The sequence below is a fragment of the Curtobacterium sp. NPDC090223 genome, assembly GCF_044746585.1.
Classification (GTDB): domain Bacteria; phylum Actinomycetota; class Actinomycetes; order Actinomycetales; family Microbacteriaceae; genus Curtobacterium.
On sequence record NZ_JBIVCN010000002.1, the window covers coordinates 1 to 19860 of the forward strand.

18 protein-coding genes and 1 tRNA gene are annotated in these 19860 nt (G+C 70.8%); 11 read left to right on the top strand and 8 right to left on the bottom strand.

Annotation, left to right across the window (positions count from 1 at the left end):
* The coding region (locus ACIPJY_RS04570; protein WP_400467603.1) for a hypothetical protein at positions 1–1655 on the bottom strand (1655 nt) is incomplete at its 3' end.
* Here ACIPJY_RS04570 and ACIPJY_RS04575 point away from each other — a divergent pair.
* Entirely contained in the window at positions 1645–3861 is a 2217-nt protein-coding gene (locus tag ACIPJY_RS04575; RefSeq protein WP_400467601.1) for a family 78 glycoside hydrolase catalytic domain, read from the top strand. The genes ACIPJY_RS04570 and ACIPJY_RS04575 overlap by 11 nt on opposite strands.
* Positions 3862–4038: 177 nt before the next feature.
* Here the strand turns inward: ACIPJY_RS04575 and ACIPJY_RS04580 are convergent, their stop codons facing one another.
* The 3 genes from ACIPJY_RS04580 to ACIPJY_RS04590 form a co-directional block, all read right to left on the bottom strand.
* Entirely contained in the window at positions 4039–5637 is a 1599-nt protein-coding gene (locus tag ACIPJY_RS04580) for a glycosyltransferase (protein WP_400467599.1), read from the bottom strand.
* A gap of 158 nt (positions 5638–5795) precedes the next feature.
* The gene (locus ACIPJY_RS04585) at positions 5796–6968 is read right to left on the bottom strand and encodes a hypothetical protein (protein WP_400467597.1); all 1173 of its coding nucleotides are present in this window, start codon (positions 6966–6968) and stop codon (positions 5796–5798) included.
* A gap of 157 nt (positions 6969–7125) precedes the next feature.
* A complete protein-coding gene (locus ACIPJY_RS04590; RefSeq protein ID WP_400467595.1) occupies positions 7126–7698 on the bottom strand; it encodes a TetR/AcrR family transcriptional regulator in 573 nt (190 codons plus the stop codon).
* Between the two features lie 85 nt (positions 7699–7783).
* Between ACIPJY_RS04590 and ACIPJY_RS04595 the strand changes: the two genes are divergently transcribed.
* Positions 7784–8749, top strand: a complete 966-nt coding sequence (locus ACIPJY_RS04595) for a zinc-binding dehydrogenase (RefSeq protein ID WP_400467593.1) — start codon at positions 7784–7786, stop codon at positions 8747–8749.
* A gap of 105 nt (positions 8750–8854) precedes the next feature.
* Here ACIPJY_RS04595 and ACIPJY_RS04600 read toward each other — a convergent pair whose 3' ends face one another.
* Positions 8855–10738, bottom strand: coding sequence for a glycoside hydrolase family 2 protein (locus ACIPJY_RS04600; RefSeq protein WP_400467592.1), 1884 nt, complete (start codon positions 10736–10738; stop codon positions 8855–8857).
* 196 nt (positions 10739–10934) lie between these two features.
* Between ACIPJY_RS04600 and ACIPJY_RS04605 the strand changes: the two genes are divergently transcribed.
* From ACIPJY_RS04605 to ACIPJY_RS04635, 7 genes are all read left to right on the top strand, one after another.
* Positions 10935–11393 carry a hypothetical protein gene (locus tag ACIPJY_RS04605; RefSeq protein ID WP_400467590.1) on the top strand — a complete coding sequence of 153 codons (459 nt, stop codon included), beginning with the start codon at positions 10935–10937 and terminating at the stop codon, positions 11391–11393.
* Between the two features lie 139 nt (positions 11394–11532).
* Complete coding sequence (locus ACIPJY_RS04610) at positions 11533–12369, top strand: alpha/beta fold hydrolase (protein ID WP_400467588.1); 837 nt, start codon at positions 11533–11535, stop codon at positions 12367–12369.
* A gap of 133 nt (positions 12370–12502) precedes the next feature.
* Complete coding sequence (locus ACIPJY_RS04615) at positions 12503–12739, top strand: hypothetical protein (protein ID WP_400467586.1); 237 nt, start codon at positions 12503–12505, stop codon at positions 12737–12739.
* A gap of 68 nt (positions 12740–12807) precedes the next feature.
* On the top strand, positions 12808–14019 hold the full coding sequence (locus tag ACIPJY_RS04620) for a cupin domain-containing protein (protein ID WP_400467584.1): 1212 nt from the start codon (positions 12808–12810) through the stop codon (positions 14017–14019).
* 30 nt (positions 14020–14049) lie between these two features.
* Entirely contained in the window at positions 14050–14586 is a 537-nt protein-coding gene (locus tag ACIPJY_RS04625; protein WP_400467582.1) for a cysteine hydrolase family protein, read from the top strand.
* 48 nt (positions 14587–14634) lie between these two features.
* The gene (locus ACIPJY_RS04630; RefSeq protein ID WP_400467580.1) at positions 14635–15468 is read left to right on the top strand and encodes a hypothetical protein; all 834 of its coding nucleotides are present in this window, start codon (positions 14635–14637) and stop codon (positions 15466–15468) included.
* Positions 15469–15481: 13 nt separating this feature from the next.
* Positions 15482–15853: a hypothetical protein gene (locus ACIPJY_RS04635; protein WP_400467578.1), complete on the top strand. Its 372-nt coding sequence runs from the start codon at positions 15482–15484 to the stop codon at positions 15851–15853.
* Between the two features lie 137 nt (positions 15854–15990).
* Here the strand turns inward: ACIPJY_RS04635 and ACIPJY_RS04640 are convergent.
* Positions 15991–16062 (bottom strand) — tRNA-Gln (locus tag ACIPJY_RS04640).
* Positions 16063–16141: 79 nt separating this feature from the next.
* Here ACIPJY_RS04640 and ACIPJY_RS04645 point away from each other — a divergent pair.
* Both ACIPJY_RS04645 and ACIPJY_RS04650 read left to right on the top strand, forming a co-directional pair.
* The gene (locus tag ACIPJY_RS04645) at positions 16142–16636 is read left to right on the top strand and encodes a MarR family winged helix-turn-helix transcriptional regulator (RefSeq protein ID WP_400467576.1); all 495 of its coding nucleotides are present in this window, start codon (positions 16142–16144) and stop codon (positions 16634–16636) included.
* Positions 16637–16832: 196 nt separating this feature from the next.
* On the top strand, positions 16833–17270 hold the full coding sequence (locus ACIPJY_RS04650) for a VOC family protein (RefSeq protein ID WP_400467574.1): 438 nt from the start codon (positions 16833–16835) through the stop codon (positions 17268–17270).
* Between the two features lie 7 nt (positions 17271–17277).
* Here the strand turns inward: ACIPJY_RS04650 and ACIPJY_RS04655 are convergent, their stop codons facing one another.
* Positions 17278–19140, bottom strand: a complete 1863-nt coding sequence (locus tag ACIPJY_RS04655) for an ABC-F family ATP-binding cassette domain-containing protein (RefSeq protein ID WP_400467572.1) — start codon at positions 19138–19140, stop codon at positions 17278–17280.
* Between the two features lie 312 nt (positions 19141–19452).
* Entirely contained in the window at positions 19453–19851 is a 399-nt protein-coding gene (locus ACIPJY_RS04660; protein WP_400467571.1) for a PLDc N-terminal domain-containing protein, read from the bottom strand.
* Between the last annotated feature and the right edge of the window lie 9 nt (positions 19852–19860).

A 19860-nucleotide genomic window follows, 5' to 3' on the forward strand; every position in this document is an offset into this window, starting at 1 on the left:
ATCGTCGTCAGCGCGTAGCCGTCCGAGGTGTTGAAGCTGGTCTGGTTGCTGTTCCGGTCCACGATCGAGGTGGGCTGGCCTGCGAGGTTGAAGTGGATGACCTGGTTTGAGGTCCACCCCTTCAGCTGGTACTCGTAGTCCGTCCCGGACGTGTTCACCCGTGTCAGGGTCTGCTGCAGCCCGGCGGGCGTCGTGAACGCACCCACGCCGAGTGTCAGGGACGGGGTGAACTGCCATGCCGTGCCTGCGGCGTCGGTGTAGACCACACCGGCCGCGTTCGCAGTCAGGTCGCCGGCTCCGGCGAGGGCGTACTGCCAGCGGTTCGCGTCCATCGTGTTCGCGTTCGCTACGTTCGTCGCTCGCGAGTTGTACGCGGCTCCGATCGTGCTGTTCTGCGTCACACCCGGCAGGTTCAGTGCCGTGGTGGTCACCAGCAGGTTCCCGGTACCGACATCGACCGATGCGGAGGTCTGGTCCGTGATCGGGAACGGCAACGTCGTGGCGGAGGTCCGCTGACCGGTCAGGTTCGTCGCTGTGGGACCACCCGGCAGGGAGTTGTACGCACCCTGCAGGTCGACGACGAAGTCCGTCGCCGTCGTCGAGGAGTTCTTGATCCGGATCTTCCCGTTCGCACCGACCGGCACGATCGCCGTCGTGGTCCGGATGGACGTCACGGGACCGTAGTTGATCGCGCTGTTCCCGGGCTCCGCGCCGCCGTCGCCCCACGCCTTCGCGTACCCGCCACTGGTGCCGTCGTGGATCGCGGTCAGGGTGATCGCGACCGCCGACAGGCCACCCTCGACACTCGGCAGACCACCACGAGCGCCCGCGACCTGCACCGCGACCGACCCGTCACGGCCGACAGACGCACTGTCACGCGTGTCGACGAGACGACCCGTCAGCGGCGTGAAACCGCCACCGGGGTTGCTCGCCAGGAAGTACCCCTGCACGTCCACGGCGATGTCGATCGTCCCACCCCCGGACGGTGTGTCGATGGTGACCTTCCCGTCCGAACCGACCGCGACCTGCGCCGTCATCGACGTGGACACGCCCTTCGTCGACACGTAGTTCAGAACGCCCGTGCCCTTGTCACCACCACTCGGGTACGGACGAACCCACCCGGCACCACCCCCGGAGTTCACCACGATCACGCCCAGCGCGACCGCCGCAGCGTTCGACGGGATCCCACCGACCCCCGCCACCGAGAAGCTGATGCTGCCGCCACCGGACACGGTGCCCTTGCGCACACCGTCACCCGTGAGCGTGTTCGCCACACGAGTCCCCGACAGCGGAACGAACCCACCCGCACCCACACCGTTCTGCGTCGAGGTGTAGTACCCGCTCACGTCGACCGTGACGTTCGCCTGCGTCGTCCCGGTCTTGATCCGGATCGACCCGTCATCACCGACCGCGAGCAGCGCCGTGTTCGACGTGTTCCCGCCCACCCCCGCGCCGTAGATCATCAGCAACGTGTCCGGGTCCGACGCGTCGGGCCGCCCGACCAGCTGCCCCTGCCCACTGGGATCCGCGACCGTCACCAACGCACTGATCGCACCGATCCCCGACGCCGGGAGCCCATCGACCCCGTCGACCTTCACCGTCTTGAAGACGCCGGCCGTCGTGCCACCGGAGAACACCCGAGCGTTGTCCGGCATCGGAACATACTGCCCACCGGTCCCCGTCACCTCAGCGTGCGCCGACTGGACCTTCGCCAGGACCTCCTTCAGCCTCCCCGCCGGGAAGATCCGGTGGGCAACGGTCTGGTCGACCGGCTCGTCGCCGACCCCCACGCGCCAGTACGTCTACCGGCTCTCGGTGAACGGCGCGTTCGCCGCAGCGGGGCCGGTGCGACCGATCGGCAACGAGGTCCGGTACGACAGCACCGACGTCACGACACTGCTGCGCGCCGGGGAGCAGAACACGCTCGCCGCACTCGCGTACACGACGGTCGATCGGCGGCTGCTGGTCCAGCTCGTCGTCACGTACGACGACGGTTCGCGCGTCGTCATCGGGAGCGGATCGTCGTGGCGCACCCTCGACGGCACCGGGGCCTTCCGTCCGGGGGCGTCCGTCGGCACCGGGTACTTCGTCGCACCGTCCGAGAACATCGACGCAGCGCGGTACCCGGACGGGTGGGACACCGCGACGTTCGACGACAGCGGGTGGCGGGCGGCCGAGGTCCGTCCCACCATCGCTGCGCTGAGCGCCTCACCGCTCGAACCGATCGTCGAGACCACCCACGCCGTCAGCTCGACCGTGCGGTCGTCCTCCGGCACACTCGTCGTCGACTTCGGCCGGACGTGGATGGGCGGCATCGGCCTCACGGTGTCGGCCACCGCGGCTCGGGACGTCACGGTGACGTACGGGCAGACACTGACCTCGGCGAAGGGCATCGCCGCGACGGCCGCGTCGGGCAACAGCTGGGTCGACACCTACCGGCTCCGTCCGGGCACGCAGACGATCCAGGGCTGGGGTCTCTGGGTCTTCCGGTACGTGCAGATCACCGGTCTCCCCGCCGGGGTGTCGGCCGCCGACGTCCGTGCCGTCGCACTGCACTCGCCGGTCGGGACGAACGCCGAGTTCAGCTCGTCGAACCCCACCCTCGACGCTGTCCGGAAGCTGTCCGCGGCCACCATCGAGAGCACCACCCTCGGGCTGTACGTCGACTCCTGGGAACGGGAGCGCGCACCGTACGAGGCGGACGCCTACGTCGAACAGCTCGCGCAGGCAGCGCTCGACACCGACTCCGCCGCTGCCGCGTACACGACCCGGTGGCTCCTCGCCAACCCGACGTGGCCGACCGAGTGGCCACTGTTCAACGCGCTCGCCGTCCACGCCCGGTGGACGGAGACCGGTGACACGACCGAGATCACCGCGAACTGGGCCGCGCTGCAGAAGACCCTGCTGGCGAAGTACATCGACACGAAGACCGGGCTCGTGCGGCACGACTCGACGAACGACATCGTCGACTGGCCCGGCGCCGAGCGCGACGGGTACGTGATCACGAAGACCAGCACCGTCGTGAACGCGCTGACCTACGGTGACCTCGTCGCGATGTCCGACATGGCGACCGCGATCGGGCGGTCCACCGACGCGGCGACGTACACGAAGCAAGCCGTCGCGCTGCGGACCGCGATCAATGCGCGGCTCTACGACCCCGCGAAGCGCGCCTACCGAGACGGCCTCACGGTCGGGCACTGGGCCGTGCAGGCGAGTGCGTTCGCGCTGGCGTTCGGGGTCGGCGAGGGCCAGACCGCGACCGGAGCGGCGGCCTACGTCGCCGGCCGCGGAATGGTGTGCAGCGTGTTCTGCGCGGCGTTCCTGGTCCCCGGGCTGTTCGCGAACGGGCAGGCCACGGCTGCGGCGTCGATGCTCACGGGCACCGGGACGCGGAGCTGGGCGAACATGATCCGCGTCGGAGCCGGGGCGACGATGGAGGCCTGGGACGTGTCCCTCAAGGCGAACACGACGTACTCGCACCCGTGGGCTGCTTCACCGGTGTCCATCGTGGCGTCGAGCCTGGTCGGGGTGCGGGCCACGACACCCTCGTGGTCGACGTTCGAGGTCGCGCCGGCACCCGGCGGGATCGCTTCCGCGACCCTGGCGCGGCCGACCGTGCGCGGGACGATCCGGGCCGGGTACGCGACGGCGGGGTCGGGTGTCGACGTGACGGTGGCGGTCCCGGCAACCACGCGGGCCACCATCCGGGTGCCGGCGACCGGGTCGGACGTCTGGGTGGACGGGGAACGCCAGACCGCGACACGATCGGGCTCGGATGCGGTCGTCGAGGTCGGGCCCGGGTGCCACACCGTGTCCGGGACGGCAACGCCGGCCGCGGTGCTGCGCGGGGTGTGCCGCTAGCGCAGGTGCGCACCGCGTCGAACGGCGTCGGCGCAGGGTCGAGAGGGCACCCGCGAACTCCCGGTCGTCGGAGGGATCGCGCTCGGCAGCCTGTCCAACGACTTCGTCACCATCACCCGCCTTGTGCTCCGACTGGCACCTGCGCTCATGGCCGCCAGGTCCGCCTCGGCTCGACCGCTACCCGGCCACGGCGGTCAGGCCGTGCTCCGTCTTCTCCCAGTAGTGCGGGCGCGTGATGAGCTGCCAGAGACCCTTGTAGGCAGCGATCGAGTGCAGCACCCAGTAGAACGGGTTCAGCAGCGCCCAGATCATCAGGTCGAACCGGGCGCGCTTGTACGGCCCCATCATCGTCAGGTAGATCATCGTCGCGTTGCCGAGCAGGAAGTCCAGCACGCACAACCAGAGGACCGGCGCGGGGAACACCGGTGCCGTCCACGCCACGGGCAGCACGAACGTGGCGACGGTCACCGCGATGCCGGGCAGCATGCCGAGGAACGTCAACGGCGTCCCGGCGATGAGCAGGGTGAACGCGGCAGCCCGGCGCAGCCCGATCTCCCGGACCAGCGCCCGAGGACGCCGCGCGTGCACGAGCGCGGTCTGCATGTACCCCTTGATCCAGCGGGATCGCTGCCGGACGAAGTTCGGGATCGAGGTGTTCGCCTCTTCCAGCGTCGTCGAGTTGACCACCGACACGCGGTGACCGACGGCGGAGGCGCGGATCCCGAGGTCGGCGTCTTCGGTCACGTTGAAGGGGTCCCAGCCGCCGAGTTCGCGCAGGAGCCCGGTGCGGAAGTGGTTCGACGTACCGCCGAGCGGGATGGGCAGGTTCCGCGCGTCGAGACCGGCCAGCATGTAGTCGAACCAGTACGAGTACTCGAGGGTGAACATCCGGGTGAGGGCGTTCTCGTCCGCGTTGAAGTAGCTCAGGGCAGCCTGTACGCACACGGTGTCGTCACCGGCACGCCCGAACGAGATGAAGACCTTCTTCAACTGGTCCGGGTCGGGTCGGTCCTCGGCGTCGTAGACGACCACGTACTCGCCTCGGGCAACGGCGAGCCCGACGTTGCACGCCCGCGGCTTCGTCTGCGGGGAGCCCGGTGGCACGATGACGATGCGCATCCACGCGGGCGGTTCGGCGTCGAGGACGGCCTGCCGGGTCTCGTGGTCCTCGGCTTCGACCAGGACGAGCACCTCGAGGCGGTCCTTCGGCCAGTCGAGCACCTCGAGGTTGCGCACGAGATCGTGAACGACGTTCGCCTCGTGGAAGACCGGCACGAGGACCGTGTAGGTCGGCAGGGTGGCGTCGTCGAGCGCGGCGACGTCCGCGGCGGGCACCTGTTCGACGAGGTCGAAGCGAGCACCGACCATCGACACCCAGAACTTGAAGATGATGCCGGCGAGGAAACCCAGTGACAACACCGCGGTGACGATCGCGGCCGTCGTGCCTGGTGCGAGTACGAGACATCCGACGAACACCGCGAGGGCGGCTGCCCCGCCGATCTGCTGCCCGCGGGAGAGGACCGTCCGGGCCGACATCGCCGGGTTGGTGCGGGCCAGGTCGTGCGCGGCGAGGTCGGCGACCTCGTCATCGAGCTCCCACATGATCCGTTGCCGGACCTCCGACTCGTCGACGACCCGGAGGACGACGGGTTCGCCGAACTCCTCGGTGAGCGCCTCGCGGAGGACGATCGGATCCGAACGGCCGCTGGTCAGTACGAGGACGCCTTCGCGGAGACGCGCGGACGCGACCCAGCCCTCGTCGACGTGGCGGCGCACGGAGCACCGGTGGGGCGGCCTCCAGTCCGACTCGTCGCCCCGGTGGCGTCCGTTCGGGGTGACCGCATCCGCACCGGGCACAGCCGCGCGGTCGGACGAGTCGCGCGCGAGCGCAGCGGGCACGCCCACGGCCTCCGGAGTGCCCGGTACCAGCGCGGTCACGAGCCGACCACCATGGTCGCGATCGTGTGCATCCACTGCACGACGACCTCGCGTTCGAACGCCGCCGCCCACGCGAGCGGCACCTGGAGCGCAGCGAGCACCGTGATGAGCACGCTCGTCACCCGGCTGCTGGCACGCGGCAGGATCGCGATCGCCACGGCGAGCATCGTGACGAAGGTGTTGCCGGCCGTGGCGACCGGGACGAGCCCGATGGCGTAGCCCGCGAGCGTGCCGCAGAACAACGCGAGCACCACGACGATGGCGCCAGGGCGGTGCACGAGCAGGGCGAGGAGGCACCCGGCGACCACCATCGAGACCAGCAGCAACCCGTCGAACGACCTCGTGAGTTGCTCCAGGCCGGAGAGCCGGACGTCGGCGAAGTGGACGGTCCGACGGAGTGCGGCCAACGGATCGCCGAGCACGAGCACGTCGAGGACGGACATCGACCCGAACACCGCGATGCTCGGGAAGACCAAGACGAGCGTGTTCGCTCGGCGGATGCCACGCTGGCCACTGCGCGCGAGTTCGAGCAGGGGCGCCGTCACCGCCGCGATCACGACGTAGACGAGGCCCATCGGGTCGACCAGGGTCGAGACCATCAGCAACAACCCCGCACGGAAGCCAGCCTGGGTGTCGCCGTAGGAGAAGAACCGGACCATGTCGACGAGGGCGAGCGCGAACACGGCGATGCCGAGGAACGCCTGGAGGTCGTTCAGCGCGAGGAAGGCGTAGAGCGGGTTGGCGCCGAGCGCGATGGTGAAGACCACGACCTTCCGCATCGGGATGCCACGACGGAGCATCGCCTGCGCCAGGAGCTGCAGCAGCACGCCCGCCGCCACCCCGCCGAGCACTGCCGCGCCGTGGACGCCGAACGGCATGAAGCGCATCAGCACGCCGGAGAGCAGCGGGTAGAGCTGTCCGATGGCCTGTACGACGCCACCGTCGAGCGCCGCCGTCGCCCGGTCGTAGGTCGCCTGGTTGCCGGAGAGAGCCAGCAACGACGTCGTACTCGCGCGAGCGGCCAGCACAGCCAACGTGACGTAGGGCAGCGAGAACGCCGCGCTCGAGATCCATCGCGTCCAGCCCGAGGGCAGCGGACGGAGCGCCGACGGGCGGACCGTCATGGACGGGGATCGGGCGGGGATCCGACGGGGAACCGTGACGGTCATGCGAGCTCCTTCGACAGCGCGGGCGGTGATGTCGTTCGCCATCCATTCCAGTGCACCGGTCGTTCCACCAACAGACCACAAACGGGGTACAAGCCTGTCCCCAAAACGACCCACGAAGGTCATGCGCAGTCCAGCCCACTGCCCGAGGACGAGCGGATCAGCGGGACGCGCGGAGCCCGTCGGTGGCGATCTCCGCGAAGCGCCGTGCGGCGGCGAGGCGCGTGGCGACCGGCACACGCGAGACACCGCGGCCGGCCAGCAGCACGATGACCAGGTCGTCGAGGGAGAAGTCCGGACGGAGGGCCCCGGCCGCCTTCGCCCGCTGCGCCAGCCCGGCGAGGATCCGGAGCAGCTCGCCGCGGTGACCGGCGAAGTCGAGCGCGTCGGGGAACTCGCTCGTGAACGCCTCGACGAACGCGTGGTTCCGGGCGTTCAGCTCACTGGCACCGATCACCACGCTGCGGAACCCGCGCCACGGGTCGGGGTCGGCCGCACCGCGCTCGACGATCTCCCGACACTCCCGCAACTCCGCCTCGAAGGCCGCGCCGACGAGGTCCTGCTTCGTGGGGAACCGGCGGTACAGCGTCGCCGGCCCGACGCCCGCTCGGCGGGCCACCGCGCGCATCGGCACCCCGAGACCGGACTCGGCGAAGAGCTCCCGCGCGGACTCGAGGACCCGCTCACGGTTGTCGTGCGCGTCGGCGCGCAAGTGAGGCAACGGATCCGGCACGTGTCTCACTCTACGCAAGTGGACGCAGGCGTCCACTACCGTCGTCCCGGCGGCGCACTGGCGCCGCTCGGACAGGAGGAACACCGTGCGCGTCGTGTCGATCGAGGAGTACGGCCCCGCATCGGGCCTGGTGCCGTCGGAGCGTCCGGATCCGGTCCCCGGTGCGGGATCGGTCCTGGTCGCGGTCGAGGCCATCGGGGTGGGCGGCGTCGACGCGGTGATCCGCCGCGGGACGCTCGGCAGCGCGTTCCCGGTCGGCATGGTCCCGGGCAGCGAGGTCGCCGGTCACGTCGTCCAGGTCGGCGACGGTGTGGACGACGCCTGGCGGGGACGGCGGGTCTGGGCGTTCACCGGGACCGGCGGCGCGTACGCCGAACGCGTGGTCGCACGGCTCGACGACGTCACCGCGCTCCCCGACGCACTCTCGTCCGTCGACGCCGTCGCCACCGGCAGCGCCGCCACCGTGGCGCACTTCGCGCTCGAGCACGCGCGCTTCGGGGCCGGGCAGTCGGTCCTGGTCCGGGGTGCCGGTGGGAGCCTCGGGATCGCGGCCGTCCAGCTCGCGGCGGCGGCGGGCGCGTCCGCGATCGGCGTCACGACCTCCTCCGCCGAGCGCGGTCGACGGCTCCGTGCGCTCGGTGCGACCCACGTCCTCGACCGGTCCGGGGCGCCCGTCGACCCGGGTACCGAGCCCGCCGCGTTCGACGTCCTCGTCGACGTCGCGGGTGGCGACGGCCTGCCGTCGTTCTTCGAGCGGCTCGCCCCGAACGGGCGCGCCGTGTCGATCGGCATCGTCGGCGGGTACCCGCCCGCCGACTTCGGGATGTCGCTCATGCGGCTCTTCCAGCGGTCGCTCTCCTTCGCGACGTTCAGCCTGGACACCGTCCCGCGCGACGCGCGGAACGCCGCCAGGGCAGCGCTCCTGCAGCGAGCCGCCGACGGCGCGCTCGCGCCGGTCGTCGACGCGGTCCTGCCGCTGGCCGACGCCGCCGAGGCGCACCGGCGGATGGACGCGGGCTCCGTGTTCGGCCGGATCGTGCTCACGCCGTGACGGTGAGCGGATGACGGACGGGAGGCCCGGTGCCAGCTGGCACCGGGCCTCCCGCCCGTCAGTGGGTCGGGCTGGGCGTCACTGCCCACCGGACCCGGTGGTCGGTCAGCCCCGGGAGCGGGCGGCCTGCTCGATCGCGGCGACCCGGGTCTGGATCGCGCTGATCCGGCCGATGTCGAACTTGGTCCCGCGGTCGAAGTCGTACAGGCCGTTCTGCTCCTGGAACACGTCCGTCAACTGCGTGTAGCAGTAGCCGAACATGTGCTCGTTGCCGAGCAGGGCCGTCGTGAGCCCCTCGAAGCGCGCCATGAACTCCTCGACGGAACGGACACGCTCGCCGTACCCCCACGAGGTCGTGCCGGACTGCTCCGGGGCGTCGGCTGCCGCGGCGGCCTCGGCGTTCCACCAGATGCCGCCGAACTCGCTGCAGAAGTAGGGCTGGCCGTTGTACGGCAGGCTCCACGGTCGGGCGCCGTGCACGTGGCGGTCGCCGTCGTCCTCGGTGTTCGTGAAGGCCACCCGAGCCGCCGGGTCGAGCATCCCGAGCGTCGCGCTGAACGTCGCCGGGTCCTGGTCGTAATTGTGGGAGTCGTAGACGTCGGTCTCGAACACCCGGTGCGAGTACCCCGACGCGTCGAGGACCGGTCGGGTCGTGTCCATCGCCTTCGTGGCGAGGAACATCGCGCGGGTGACGTCGTCGAGCGCGGTGATGCGGTCCGAGATGTGCTGCCGCGTCTCGTTCAGCGGGCACCACCCGACGATCGCCGGGTGCGAGAAGTCGCGCTCGAGCGCTTCGAGCCACTCGGCGACGTAACTGGCGTCCGGCTGCTGCCGGTCGTCGCTCGGCCCGGTCGTCTTGCAGCCCCAGTCGCCGAACTCGCCCCACACCAGGTAACCCATCCGGTCGGCGTGGTGCAGGAACCGCTCCTCGAAGACCTTCTGGTGCAGGCGCGCGCCGTTGAAGCCGGCCTGCATGCTCAGCTCGATGTCCCGCACGAGCGCGTCGTCGGACGGAGCGGTGAGGAGCCCGTCGGGGTAGAGCCCCTGGTCGAGGACGAGCCGCTGGAAGACCGTCTCGCCGTTGAGCAGGACCGACTGCCCGACGATCGCGACGCTCCGCAGGCCCGCGTAGCTCGCGACGGAGTCCACGACCGTGTCGTCCGCGTCGAGGAGCTCGACCCGGACGTCGTAGAGGAACGGGTCCGCGATCGACCACGGCCGCACGCGGTCGTCGGGGATGCCGACGGTCAGGCGCGGTGCCAGGGTCAGGTCGGCGCGGACCCGGTGCGCACCGACCTCGCCCTGGTCGTCCGCGACGACGACGCGGACGTGGCCGCCGGACAGCCCCGAGCTCAGCGGCACCTCGACGGCGAGTTGCTGCCCCTCGAGGTCCGGCGTGATCCGCGGGCGGGCGATCGCGATCTCCGGCACCGGCTCGAGCCACACAGTCTGCCAGATGCCGGTCGTCCTGGTGTAGTCCGCGTCGTGGTTCGCGTACTCGGTGGACTGCTTGCCGCGTGCCTGCGGCGCGTCCTTCGAGTCACGGGCCCGGACGGTCAGGACGACGGTGTCACCGGCCCGGACGCCGGCACGGGCGGTGAGGTCGAACGTGAAGCTCGTGAAGCCGCCGCGGTGCCGACCGACCTCGTGCCCGTCCACCCAGACCGTGGTGTCGTGGTCGACGGCGCCGAAGTGCAGCAGGATCCGGCCGTCCCACGACCCGGGGACCGTGACCTGCCGGCGGTACCAGACCGCGTGGTGGAAGTCGACGTCGCCGATGCCGGACAGTGCGGACTCCGGCGCGAACGGGACGGTGATCTCGCGCGACAGGGTGGCGTCCGGGGCGGCGAGCCCGCGTTCGAGGCCCGAGTCGCCCGGGTCGAAGTCGAAGCCCCACTGGCCGTTGAGGTTCAGCCAGCGGTCGCGGACGAACTGCGGGCGCGGGTACTCGGGGCGCGGGGTCGAGGCGTCCGGGGAGGTCGTGGTCATGGCTCTTCCTTGAGTTGGTACCAGGGACTCCTCGACGCTACAACGTTGCAATAGTGCTGTCCACCCGACGGCACCAGGGGCGCTCACGCCCCCGGACGCCTGCGGTGCCGGGACTGCCCATCGAGCACCATCGGGGGTCGGTACGCTGGCGGACCGGGGGCGGCTTCGGTGCGCCACGAGCAACGATGGGGGCACGATGGGACGCAGGACACCGCCCGCGTACGACAAGACGCGGGTCGAGCGGTACGTGAAGGCGAAGAAGCCGAAGACGACGTCGAAGCCGACGAAGGCGAACGCGCCGTACGAACGGGATTGGGCGACCACCCGTGCGTTCGTGGGCGAGCACCCGAGGACCCGGACAGAGGTCCTCGCGAGTCTCCGGTCGAAGGCAGAAGCCGCGACGGTCGGGTGGGACGCGGCTGTCCTCATCATCGCGGTCGGCGCAGCCCTGGTTGCGGTCGAGACTGCTTCTCCGGCCACAGCGGAGGTGCTGGGCGGTGTCGGCGTTGCGACTGCGGTCACCATCGTGGCGTTCGGCGGTCTGGCATTGACGGTCATCGTCCTCATGACCGCTGCTCGAGGTGTGCGGCACTGGCTCGAGACGCTGGAGAGCGCGCTGGAAGACGCCGCCCGGAATCCGAGGTCCTGGCGGTAGTCGCGGACCGAACCTCTGAGGAGGCGCTCGGCGGCCCGCCATCGAGATGAATGACCCAAGCGGCCGGACCTGCTGCGCCGTTAGGTTGACCTCGACAGCCCGCATCACCGCTGGGCTCGGACATTCTCGGAGGTTCAAGATGGCGTTCGTCACAACGAGCGATGGTGCGGAGATCTTCTACAAGGACTGGGGCCCCAGCGACGCGCAGCCCATCGTCTTCCACCACGGATGGCCCCTGTCGTCCGATGACTGGGACGCGCAGATGCTGTTCGTCCTCGCGAACGGCTACCGGGTGATCGCGCACGACCGCCGCGGCCACGGACGGTCGTCCCAGATCGGCACCGGCCACGACATGGACCACTACGCCAGCGACACCGACGCGCTGGTGCAGCACCTCGACCTGCAGAACGCGATCCACATCGGGCACTCGACCGGTGGCGGCCAGGTCGCACGCTACGTCGCCCGGTACGGGGAGCCGCAGGGCCGTGTCGCGAAGGCGGTCCTGGTGTCGTCCGTGCCCCCGATCATGCTCAAGAGCGACGACAACCCCGAGGGCACGCCGATCGAGGTGCTCGACGGGTTCCGGAGCGCCCTCGCCGCGAACCGGGCCGAGTTCTACCAGGCCGTCGCCGAGGGTCCCTTCTACGGGTTCAACCGTGCCGGCGCCGAGGTGTCCGCCCCGGTGATCGCGAACTGGTGGCGTCAGGGGATGACGGGGAGCGCGCTGGCGCACTACGAGGGCATCAAGGCCTTCTCGGAGACCGACCAGACCGAGGACCTCAAGGCCATCTCGGTCCCGGTCCTCGTGACGCAGGGCGACGACGACCAGGTCGTCCCGTACAAGGCGGCCTCGATCAAGCAGGCCGAACTCCTCAGCAACGCCACCCTCAAGATCTACGAGGGGTATCCGCACGGGATGCTGACGACGCACGCGGACGTCATCAACCCGGACATCCTCGCCTTCCTCAAGCAGTAGTCGAGCTCGTCGCGAGAGGGGCGCGTCCGGTCGGACGCGCCCCTCTCGTGTGTCCGCACGCCACGCGCTGCTCGCCGATCCGAGTCATCCGACCGAGGCGGATGCGGTCCCGCCGCCGGTAGCGTCCTCCGGCATGCAGACCGAGTTGCGGGAGCAGGCCGACCGCGTGCTCGCCGGGCTCCCCGCGGGTCGACGCGAAGCCGTTCGCGAGATCGTCGTCGACGCCGTCCACCGGGGAGCACTGACGCCGACGAGTCGGGCGTTCATCGCACGGGTGTCCGGCTCCACGTTCCTGGCGGACGTCCTCGGTGCGGCGCTCGCTGAGCACGCCGAGGGCGTGCGGGCGCTGAAGCGGGATCGCGTCGAATGACGCTAGGGGCGGCGGACCAGCCCTGGTCCGATGGTCTCGACGCCCGTCCGAGCGCGAAAGAGCACACGATGACCGACAACCCCACCCCGCCGCACCACGACACCCCCGTCGTCGGTGACCCCGACCTCCCGCAGGAGGGGCTCGTCAACATCGCGGACGACCCCACCGCGAACACGATGACGGGTCCGCAGAACCCGGCACTCGCGGCGCAGTTCCCGAGCCAGCTGAACGCGCCGGCCACGGACATCAGCACCCAGGCCTTCTTCTGGTCCTCGTTCACCATCTCGCCGCGTCGGGTGCAGCGGGGCGGGTGGGCGCGCGAGCTGACCCAGTCCGACTTCGCGATCTCCGACGAGATCGCGGGCGTGAACATGTACCTCGAGCCGGGCGGCATCCGCGAGCTGCACTGGCACCAGACCGCGGAGTGGGCCCTGATGACCCGCCGAGGCTGCCGTGTCACGACCTTGAGCCGCGACGGGCTGCCGAGCGTGGAGGACGTCTTCGAGGGCGACCTCTGGTTCTTCCCCGCGGGACTCCCCCACTCGCTGCAGGGACTCGGCCCCGACGGCGCCGAGTTCGTCCTGGCCTTCGACAGCGGCGAGCAGTCCGAGAGCAACACCCTCCTGCTCACCGACTGGTTCGCCCACACGCCGCCGGACGTGCTGGCGAAGAACTTCGGTGTCGCGCAGGAGGCGTTCGGTGACCTGCCGCTCCACGACCTCTGGATCTTCCCCGGCGAGGTCCCCGGCGAGCTCGAGCGCGACCAGCTGGCCGCCGGCGTCGAGTGGGGCGGGACGGAGCCGGTCATCTTCCGGATGAGCAAGACGGCCCCGCGGTTCGAGAACAGCGGCGGCAGCATCCGGATCGCGGACAGCACGAACTTCCCCGGCGCGAAGACCGTCGCCGCGGCCCTGACGGTCGTGGAGCCCGGTTCGATGCGCGAGCTGCACTGGCACCCGAACGCCGACGAGTGGCAGTACTACCTCAGGGGACGGGGCCGGATGACGGTCTTCAACACCGGTCCGCACGCGAACACCATGGACTTCGCGGCCGGCGACGTCGGTGTCGTGAAGCGGAACCTCGGGCACTACGTCGAGAACACCGGGGACGAGCCGCTGGTCTACGTGGAGACGTTCCGCAGCGACCACTACGAGGAGGTCTCCCTGGCGAACTGGCTCGCCCACCTGCCGCCGTCGTTGGTGTCGCAGCACCTGAACATCCCCGAGGAGGTGCTCGCGACGTTCCCGCGCGGGTCGCAGGGGATCGTGCCGCTGCGGTGACGGCGTCGGTGTCGGTTGAGAGGATGGGGTGTGCCCACGACGACCGCGCTCCTCATCATCGACCTGCAGCGTGGCGTCGTGCAGGGCTGCTTCGACGCTGACGGTGTGCTCCGTCGCACCGCCCAGCTCATCGAGCGCGCGCGATCGACAGGCGTGCCAGTGGTGTGGGTGCAGGACCACGGCACCTTCGCGGAGGGCACAGACGGGTGGGCACTCGCAGCTCCGCTCGAGCGGAGGTCCGACGAACCGCTCGTCCGGAAGCAGTACCGCGACTCCTTCGCGGACACCGACCTCGCCGACGTGCTGCACTCCTTCGGCGCGCAACACCTCGTCGTGGCCGGAGCCCAGAGCGACTACTGCATCCGGACCACCACGCAGGCCGCGGCCGCGCGCGGGTTCGACGTCACCCTGGTGTCCGACGCACACACGACGACGGACGCCGAGCACGACGGCGTCCGCATCACCGGCGAGCAGATCGTCGCGCACACGAACATGTTCTTCGACAGCCTGCGGTACCCCGGTCACGCGTACGCTGCCGAGCGGCACGACCAGGTGGAGCTCTCCTGAGGCTGCTCCGGGCGGGGGCGACGACGTCCGTCGTGCCATGCTGATCGGGTGCTCTTGCTGACCGAAGCCGTGCGTGGTGCGTGGCTCGTGGAGCGTGCCGGCCGCTGGGCAACGGTGGGCGGTGTCGCCGGAACGGGCTTCGACGCGTACGCACGGCTGCTGCACCCGGTCGGTGCGCACCGGACCGACCGGAACACGACCGATGACCGCGGCGGTCCCGTCGATGTCGAGCACACGCGCTGGCGGTGGGCCGAGGTCGCGCGACGCAACGGCAGGGTGATGCACCCCCTCATGCAGTGGTTCCGGATCACCGACAACGAGCAGACGAGGGACTGGGCCGACGGGTGGTGGGTCGACCAGTCCGACGACGGATGGTTCGACCCCGCGGACCTCGCGGTCCTGACCACGCACCTGCGAGTCGCGACCCGAACACCCGACGACCTGGTCGTCGGCGCGTGGGAAGGCACCGGCAACCCGCCGTGGGCCGAGAGCGGCCGCAACGGACGCGCTCGGGATCGGATGCAGATGCACTGGCCCGGCCGGGACATGTGGCTGTTCGGTGCGAGCGTGAGCGAGCTCGCGGACCCGGCGTGGGCGCAGCGTCCCGTCCCTGGGTGGGAATGCAGCCGTCACGGCCAGGAGGGACCGTACACGTCGCTGATCTGGCCCGAGGACCACGCCTGGGTGGTCGCCTCGGAGGAGGACTGGGACTCGACGATCGTCGCCGGCTCACGCGCACTCGTCGACACCATCCTCGCGGACGACCGGTTCGAGGCCTTCGAAGTCCACGAAGACGACGACCTGAGCTGGGACGGCGATCTCCGCAACCCTCGCCGACCTCCGGGACCGGGGATCCAGGCCGACGAGACGCCTGCCGGATGATGGCTGCCGTGCGATGACGGTGCGCTGGGGACAGCTCAACGTTCGAGCGTTCGTTTCGATCGCGCTGATCGTCGTGTGGGGTGCTGTGCTCGTCGCGACGGGGGCGTTCGACCCGGCCGGCCAGACCCCGCCCTCCCAGTTCGACTACGACGGCGGGAGCGTGCCACCGTCTGCCGATGACCGCGCCGTCGCGACCGCCCAGGCTGTCGCGATGATCGCGGCTCTTCCTGTCGCTGTCCTCGCCCTCTGCATCGCGGCAAGTGCACTCCGCCTCTGGAAGGAGCAGGTGTCCGCGATCATCGCGACGAGCGTCGCCAGCCTGTCGACCCTGGTCAGCATCGGCCTCGCGTGGATCGGCATCGGGACCCTGGTCTTCTTCACCTAGGTGCACGATCGCGGTGCCAGCGATGAGTCCGGGAATCCACACGAGCCCCGGCAACCAGGTCACCACGGGAGCGCCGCAAGGGCACTCCGTGGTCGGGAGACCGATCCGGACTCCCGCGAAGACCGAACAGGCCCGAGCTCCGCCTCCAGGATTCGAACCCGGACCTAACGGCACCAAAGGCCGTCGTGCTGCCATTACACCAAGGCGGAACACCCCACGGAGGGGCCCGTCCATCCTCCCATGGGTCCGACGGTGGCCGTGCGCGCGGGCTTCGGCCAAGATGGAGGGATGCCGCACGAGGACGAAGTCGACCGGATCGTCGCGGCGTGGGGACGGCAGCGCGACGACCTCGACTTCGCGCCGCTGCAGGTGCTCTCGCGGGTGGACCGGCTCGCCCGGCACCTCGACCGCGCACGACGGGCCGCGTTCGACGCGAGCGGCACGGAGCCGTGGGAGTTCGACGTGCTGTCGGCACTGCGGCGGGCCGGTGCACCGTACGAGCTCAGCCCGAAGACCCTGCTGCAGCAGACCCTGGTGTCGAGCGGCACGATGACGAACCGCGTGGACCGACTGACGGCACGCGGGCTGGTCGCACGGCGGACGGACCCGAAGGACGGCCGCGGCATCCTCGTGTCGCTCACCGACGCCGGACGAGCCGCGGTCGACTCCGCGATCGCCGACCTGCTGCGGGCGGAGCGGGACATCCTGGCGGGGCTGTCCGACGACGAGCAGGACCAGCTCGCCGGGCTGCTGCGCCGGCTCATCCTCGGCCTGGGCGACTGACCGCACCGTTCTGATCGCGCTGACGACAAGTGCGCATGCGGACGCGTGCGCAGTTGTCGTCAGGGCGAGCAACGGCGACGACAAGAGAGCACCGGCACCGAGCACCGGCGTCGTCAAGGCGCGCACCGGCGTCGTCAGGGCGAGCACAGTGTCGTCAAGGCGAGCAGTTCGGGCCCGACGGCGTACCGTGCGGCGCATGCACGCCATCACCCTCGCCGTCGCCGACATCGAGCGATCGGCCGCGTTCTACACCGCGCTCTTCGGCATCGAGGGCAGCGGGATCATCGGCACCGAGTACGTCGCGACCGACACCACCGCCGGCGGGGCCACCGCGATGTTCACCCTCGAGGACGGGTTCATCGTCTCCCTCTACGGCCGCGACGACATGCGGAAGGACGCGAGCGTCGAGCTGGCGGCCGACCCGAGCAGCACGATCGGGCACTTCGTCGAGTCCCGGTCGGCGGCCGACGCGTTCCTCGAGCGGGCGCGGGCAGCGGGCGCGACGATGCTCGAGCCGCCGTACACACGGCCGTGGGGCATGTACTCCGGCTTCTTCCAGGACCCGGACGGGCACCTGTGGGAAGTCGTCGCGAACCCGGGCATGGGTGCCCCGTCCGACGCGACGCCGGAGTGACGGAGCACTAGACCCCGAGCTGCTCCGCGACCTCGAGCCACCGCTCCTCAAGCTGCTCGATCTCGGCCTCGAGCGTGCCGAGCTTCGTCTGCAGGTCCCCGAGCCCGGCGTAGTCGGACTGGTCGTGCGTGGCGAACGCGTCGAGCAGCTTCTTCCGGTCGTCACCGACGCGGGCGATCCGCCGGTCGAGTGCCGACATCTCCTTCTCCGCGGCCCGACGGTCAGCGCCGGACAACCCGGACCCACCGGAGCCGGCCGCCGCGCCGGACGCGACCGACGGGGAAGGTGACGTGCCCGACCCAGCCGTGTCGGGCCTCCCGGCCGAAGCGGCGGCAGCCGCAGAAGCAGTGGACCCTCCGGTGCCGGCCGCCCGGAGCCGCATGTACTCGTCGACGCCGCCCGGCAGGTGCCGCAGGTGCCCGCCGAGCACGGCGTACTGCTGGTCGGTGACGCGCTCGAGCAGGTACCGGTCGTGGCTCACCACGAGCAGGGTGCCCGGCCAGGTGTCGAGCAGGTCCTCCATCGCGGCGAGCATGTCGGTGTCGAGGTCGTTGGTCGGCTCGTCCAGGATGAGCAGGTTCGGCTCGTCGAGCAGGATGAGCATGAGCTGCAGTCGGCGCTTCTGCCCACCGGACAGATCCTTGACGGGCGTGGAGAGCTGCTCGGCGGTGAAGCCGAGGCGCTCCAGGAGCTGTGACGGCGTCATCTCCTTGCCGTCGGCGACGTAGCTCGTCTTCTTGCGGGCGACGACCTCGCGGACGCGGTCGTCGGCGTACTGCGCCAGGTCCGCGAGCTGCTGGTCGAGGACCGCGACCTGCACGGTCTTGCCGGTCTTCACGCGGCCGCTGGTCGGCTGCAGGCGCCCCGCGATGAGCGAGAGCAGCGTCGACTTGCCGGCGCCGTTCGGGCCGAGGATGCCGGTCCGCTCCCCCGGTGCGATGCGCCACTCGATGCTGCGGATGGTCGGCTCGTCGGCGCCGGGGTAGGTGACGCCGACGTCCAGCAGGTCGACGACGTCCTTGCCGAGGCGTGCCGTGGCGGTCTTCGACAGGGCGACGGTGTCACGCAGCGGCGGGACGTCGTCGATGAGCGCGTTCGCGGCGTCGATGCGGAACTTCGGCTTGCTGGTGCGGGCCGGGGCGCCGCGACGGAGCCACGCGAGTTCCTTGCGCGCCAGGTTCTGCCGGCGCTGCTCGGACGCCGCCGCCTGCCGGTCACGCTCGACGCGCTGCAGGATGTACGCCGCGTACCCGCCCTCGAAGGGCTCGACGATGCCGTCGTGCACCTCCCACGTGTCGGTCGAGACGGCGTCGAGGAACCACCGGTCGTGCGTCACGACGACGAGTCCGCCCTGGTTCGCCGGCCAGCGCCGGTTGATGTGCTCGGCCAGCCACTGGATGCCCTCGACGTCCAGGTGGTTCGTGGGCTCGTCGAGGAACAGCACGTCCCAGTCGCCGACGAGCAGACGGGCGAGGGCGACGCGGCGACGCTGCCCTCCGGACAGCTCGTCGACCGGCTCGTCCCACGGGATGTCCGACACGAGTCCACCGATGACGTCGCGGATCTTCGGGTCGCCGGCCCACTCGTGCTCCGCGCGGTCGCCGACGACGACAGCGCCGACGGTCTGGCCCTCGGGCAGGGCGTCGCGCTGGTCGAGGACGCCGACGGTCACGCCGCGGCGGTGCGTCACGCGGCCGGTGTCCGGTTCGAGGCGCTTCGACAGCAGGCTCAGGAGCGTCGACTTGCCGTCGCCGTTCCGACCGACCACGCCGATGCGGTCACCCTCGTCGATGCCGATGGTGACGCTGTCGAAGACGGTGCGGGTGGGGAACTCGAGATGCAGGTTCTCGGCGCCGAGGAGATGTGCCACCCGTCAAGGGTAGGTGCTGCGCGGGGCGCGGCGGCGCGCGGGCGCGCGCCGCGGGGCGGCGGCGCGCGGGGCGCCGCGGCAGCCGCGCCCGCGCCGCCCCGCGGTGCGAACCGGCGGCGCACAACGGAAACCGGCTCGAACAACGCGCGGCCGTGGTGCGAACTGGTTTCGGTTACGCGGCGCCAGCCCGCGCCAGCGGCGGCGGACGCGCCGCGGCGCCAGCCCGCGCCAGCGGCGGCGTCACCGCCGGCGGCGGCGTCAGCGCGCGGCAGCTGCGGCGGACGCGCCGCAGCGCCAGCCGGGAGGCCCGGGTCAGCTCCCGAGCGTCGTGTCCGGCTCGCCCGCGGCCTCCTTGGCACGCTTCAGGCGCGCCTTGGCCTCCCAGAACTCGATCTCGCGGTCGAGCTCCGCCAGTTCCTGCTCGGTCGTGGTCACCCTGCGGTCGCCGTGCGCGGCTCGAGCGTGCCCGATGCTGGCGTAGCCGTCCTCGTGGCGGGTCGGCTCGATGTACCGGCCGTGGTTCCGCGGCCCGGGAGCCCAGTCGTGCCCGATCGCGAACCACACGATGCTGCCGACGACGGGCACCAGGACGACCAGGATCACCCACGCGATCTTCGGCAGCCCACGGATCTGGTCGTCCGTCTTGGTGAGGATGTCGATCAGTGCGAACACCAGCAGGACGATCGTCAGCCCGGGCAACAGCACGCTCATGTCCCGGAT

Bases quoted from the DNA above. Each gene is read 5' to 3' on its own strand.
- ACIPJY_RS04585 (WP_400467597.1), bottom strand. From the start codon at position 6,968: ATGACCGTCACGGTTCCCCGTCGGATCCCCGCCCGATCCCCGTCCATG.
- ACIPJY_RS04600 (WP_400467592.1), bottom strand. From the start codon at position 10,738: ATGACCACGACCTCCCCGGACGCCTCGACCCCGCGCCCCGAGTACCCG.
- ACIPJY_RS04605 (WP_400467590.1), top strand. From the start codon at position 10,935: ATGGGACGCAGGACACCGCCCGCGTACGACAAGACGCGGGTCGAGCGG.
- ACIPJY_RS04610 (WP_400467588.1), top strand. From the start codon at position 11,533: ATGGCGTTCGTCACAACGAGCGATGGTGCGGAGATCTTCTACAAGGAC.
- ACIPJY_RS04615 (WP_400467586.1), top strand. From the start codon at position 12,503: ATGCAGACCGAGTTGCGGGAGCAGGCCGACCGCGTGCTCGCCGGGCTC.
- ACIPJY_RS04620 (WP_400467584.1), top strand. From the start codon at position 12,808: ATGACCGACAACCCCACCCCGCCGCACCACGACACCCCCGTCGTCGGT.
- ACIPJY_RS04635 (WP_400467578.1), top strand. From the start codon at position 15,482: ATGACGGTGCGCTGGGGACAGCTCAACGTTCGAGCGTTCGTTTCGATC.
- ACIPJY_RS04645 (WP_400467576.1), top strand. From the start codon at position 16,142: ATGCCGCACGAGGACGAAGTCGACCGGATCGTCGCGGCGTGGGGACGG.
- ACIPJY_RS04650 (WP_400467574.1), top strand. From the start codon at position 16,833: ATGCACGCCATCACCCTCGCCGTCGCCGACATCGAGCGATCGGCCGCG.
- ACIPJY_RS04660 (WP_400467571.1), bottom strand. From the start codon at position 19,851: ATGAGCGTGCTGTTGCCCGGGCTGACGATCGTCCTGCTGGTGTTCGCA.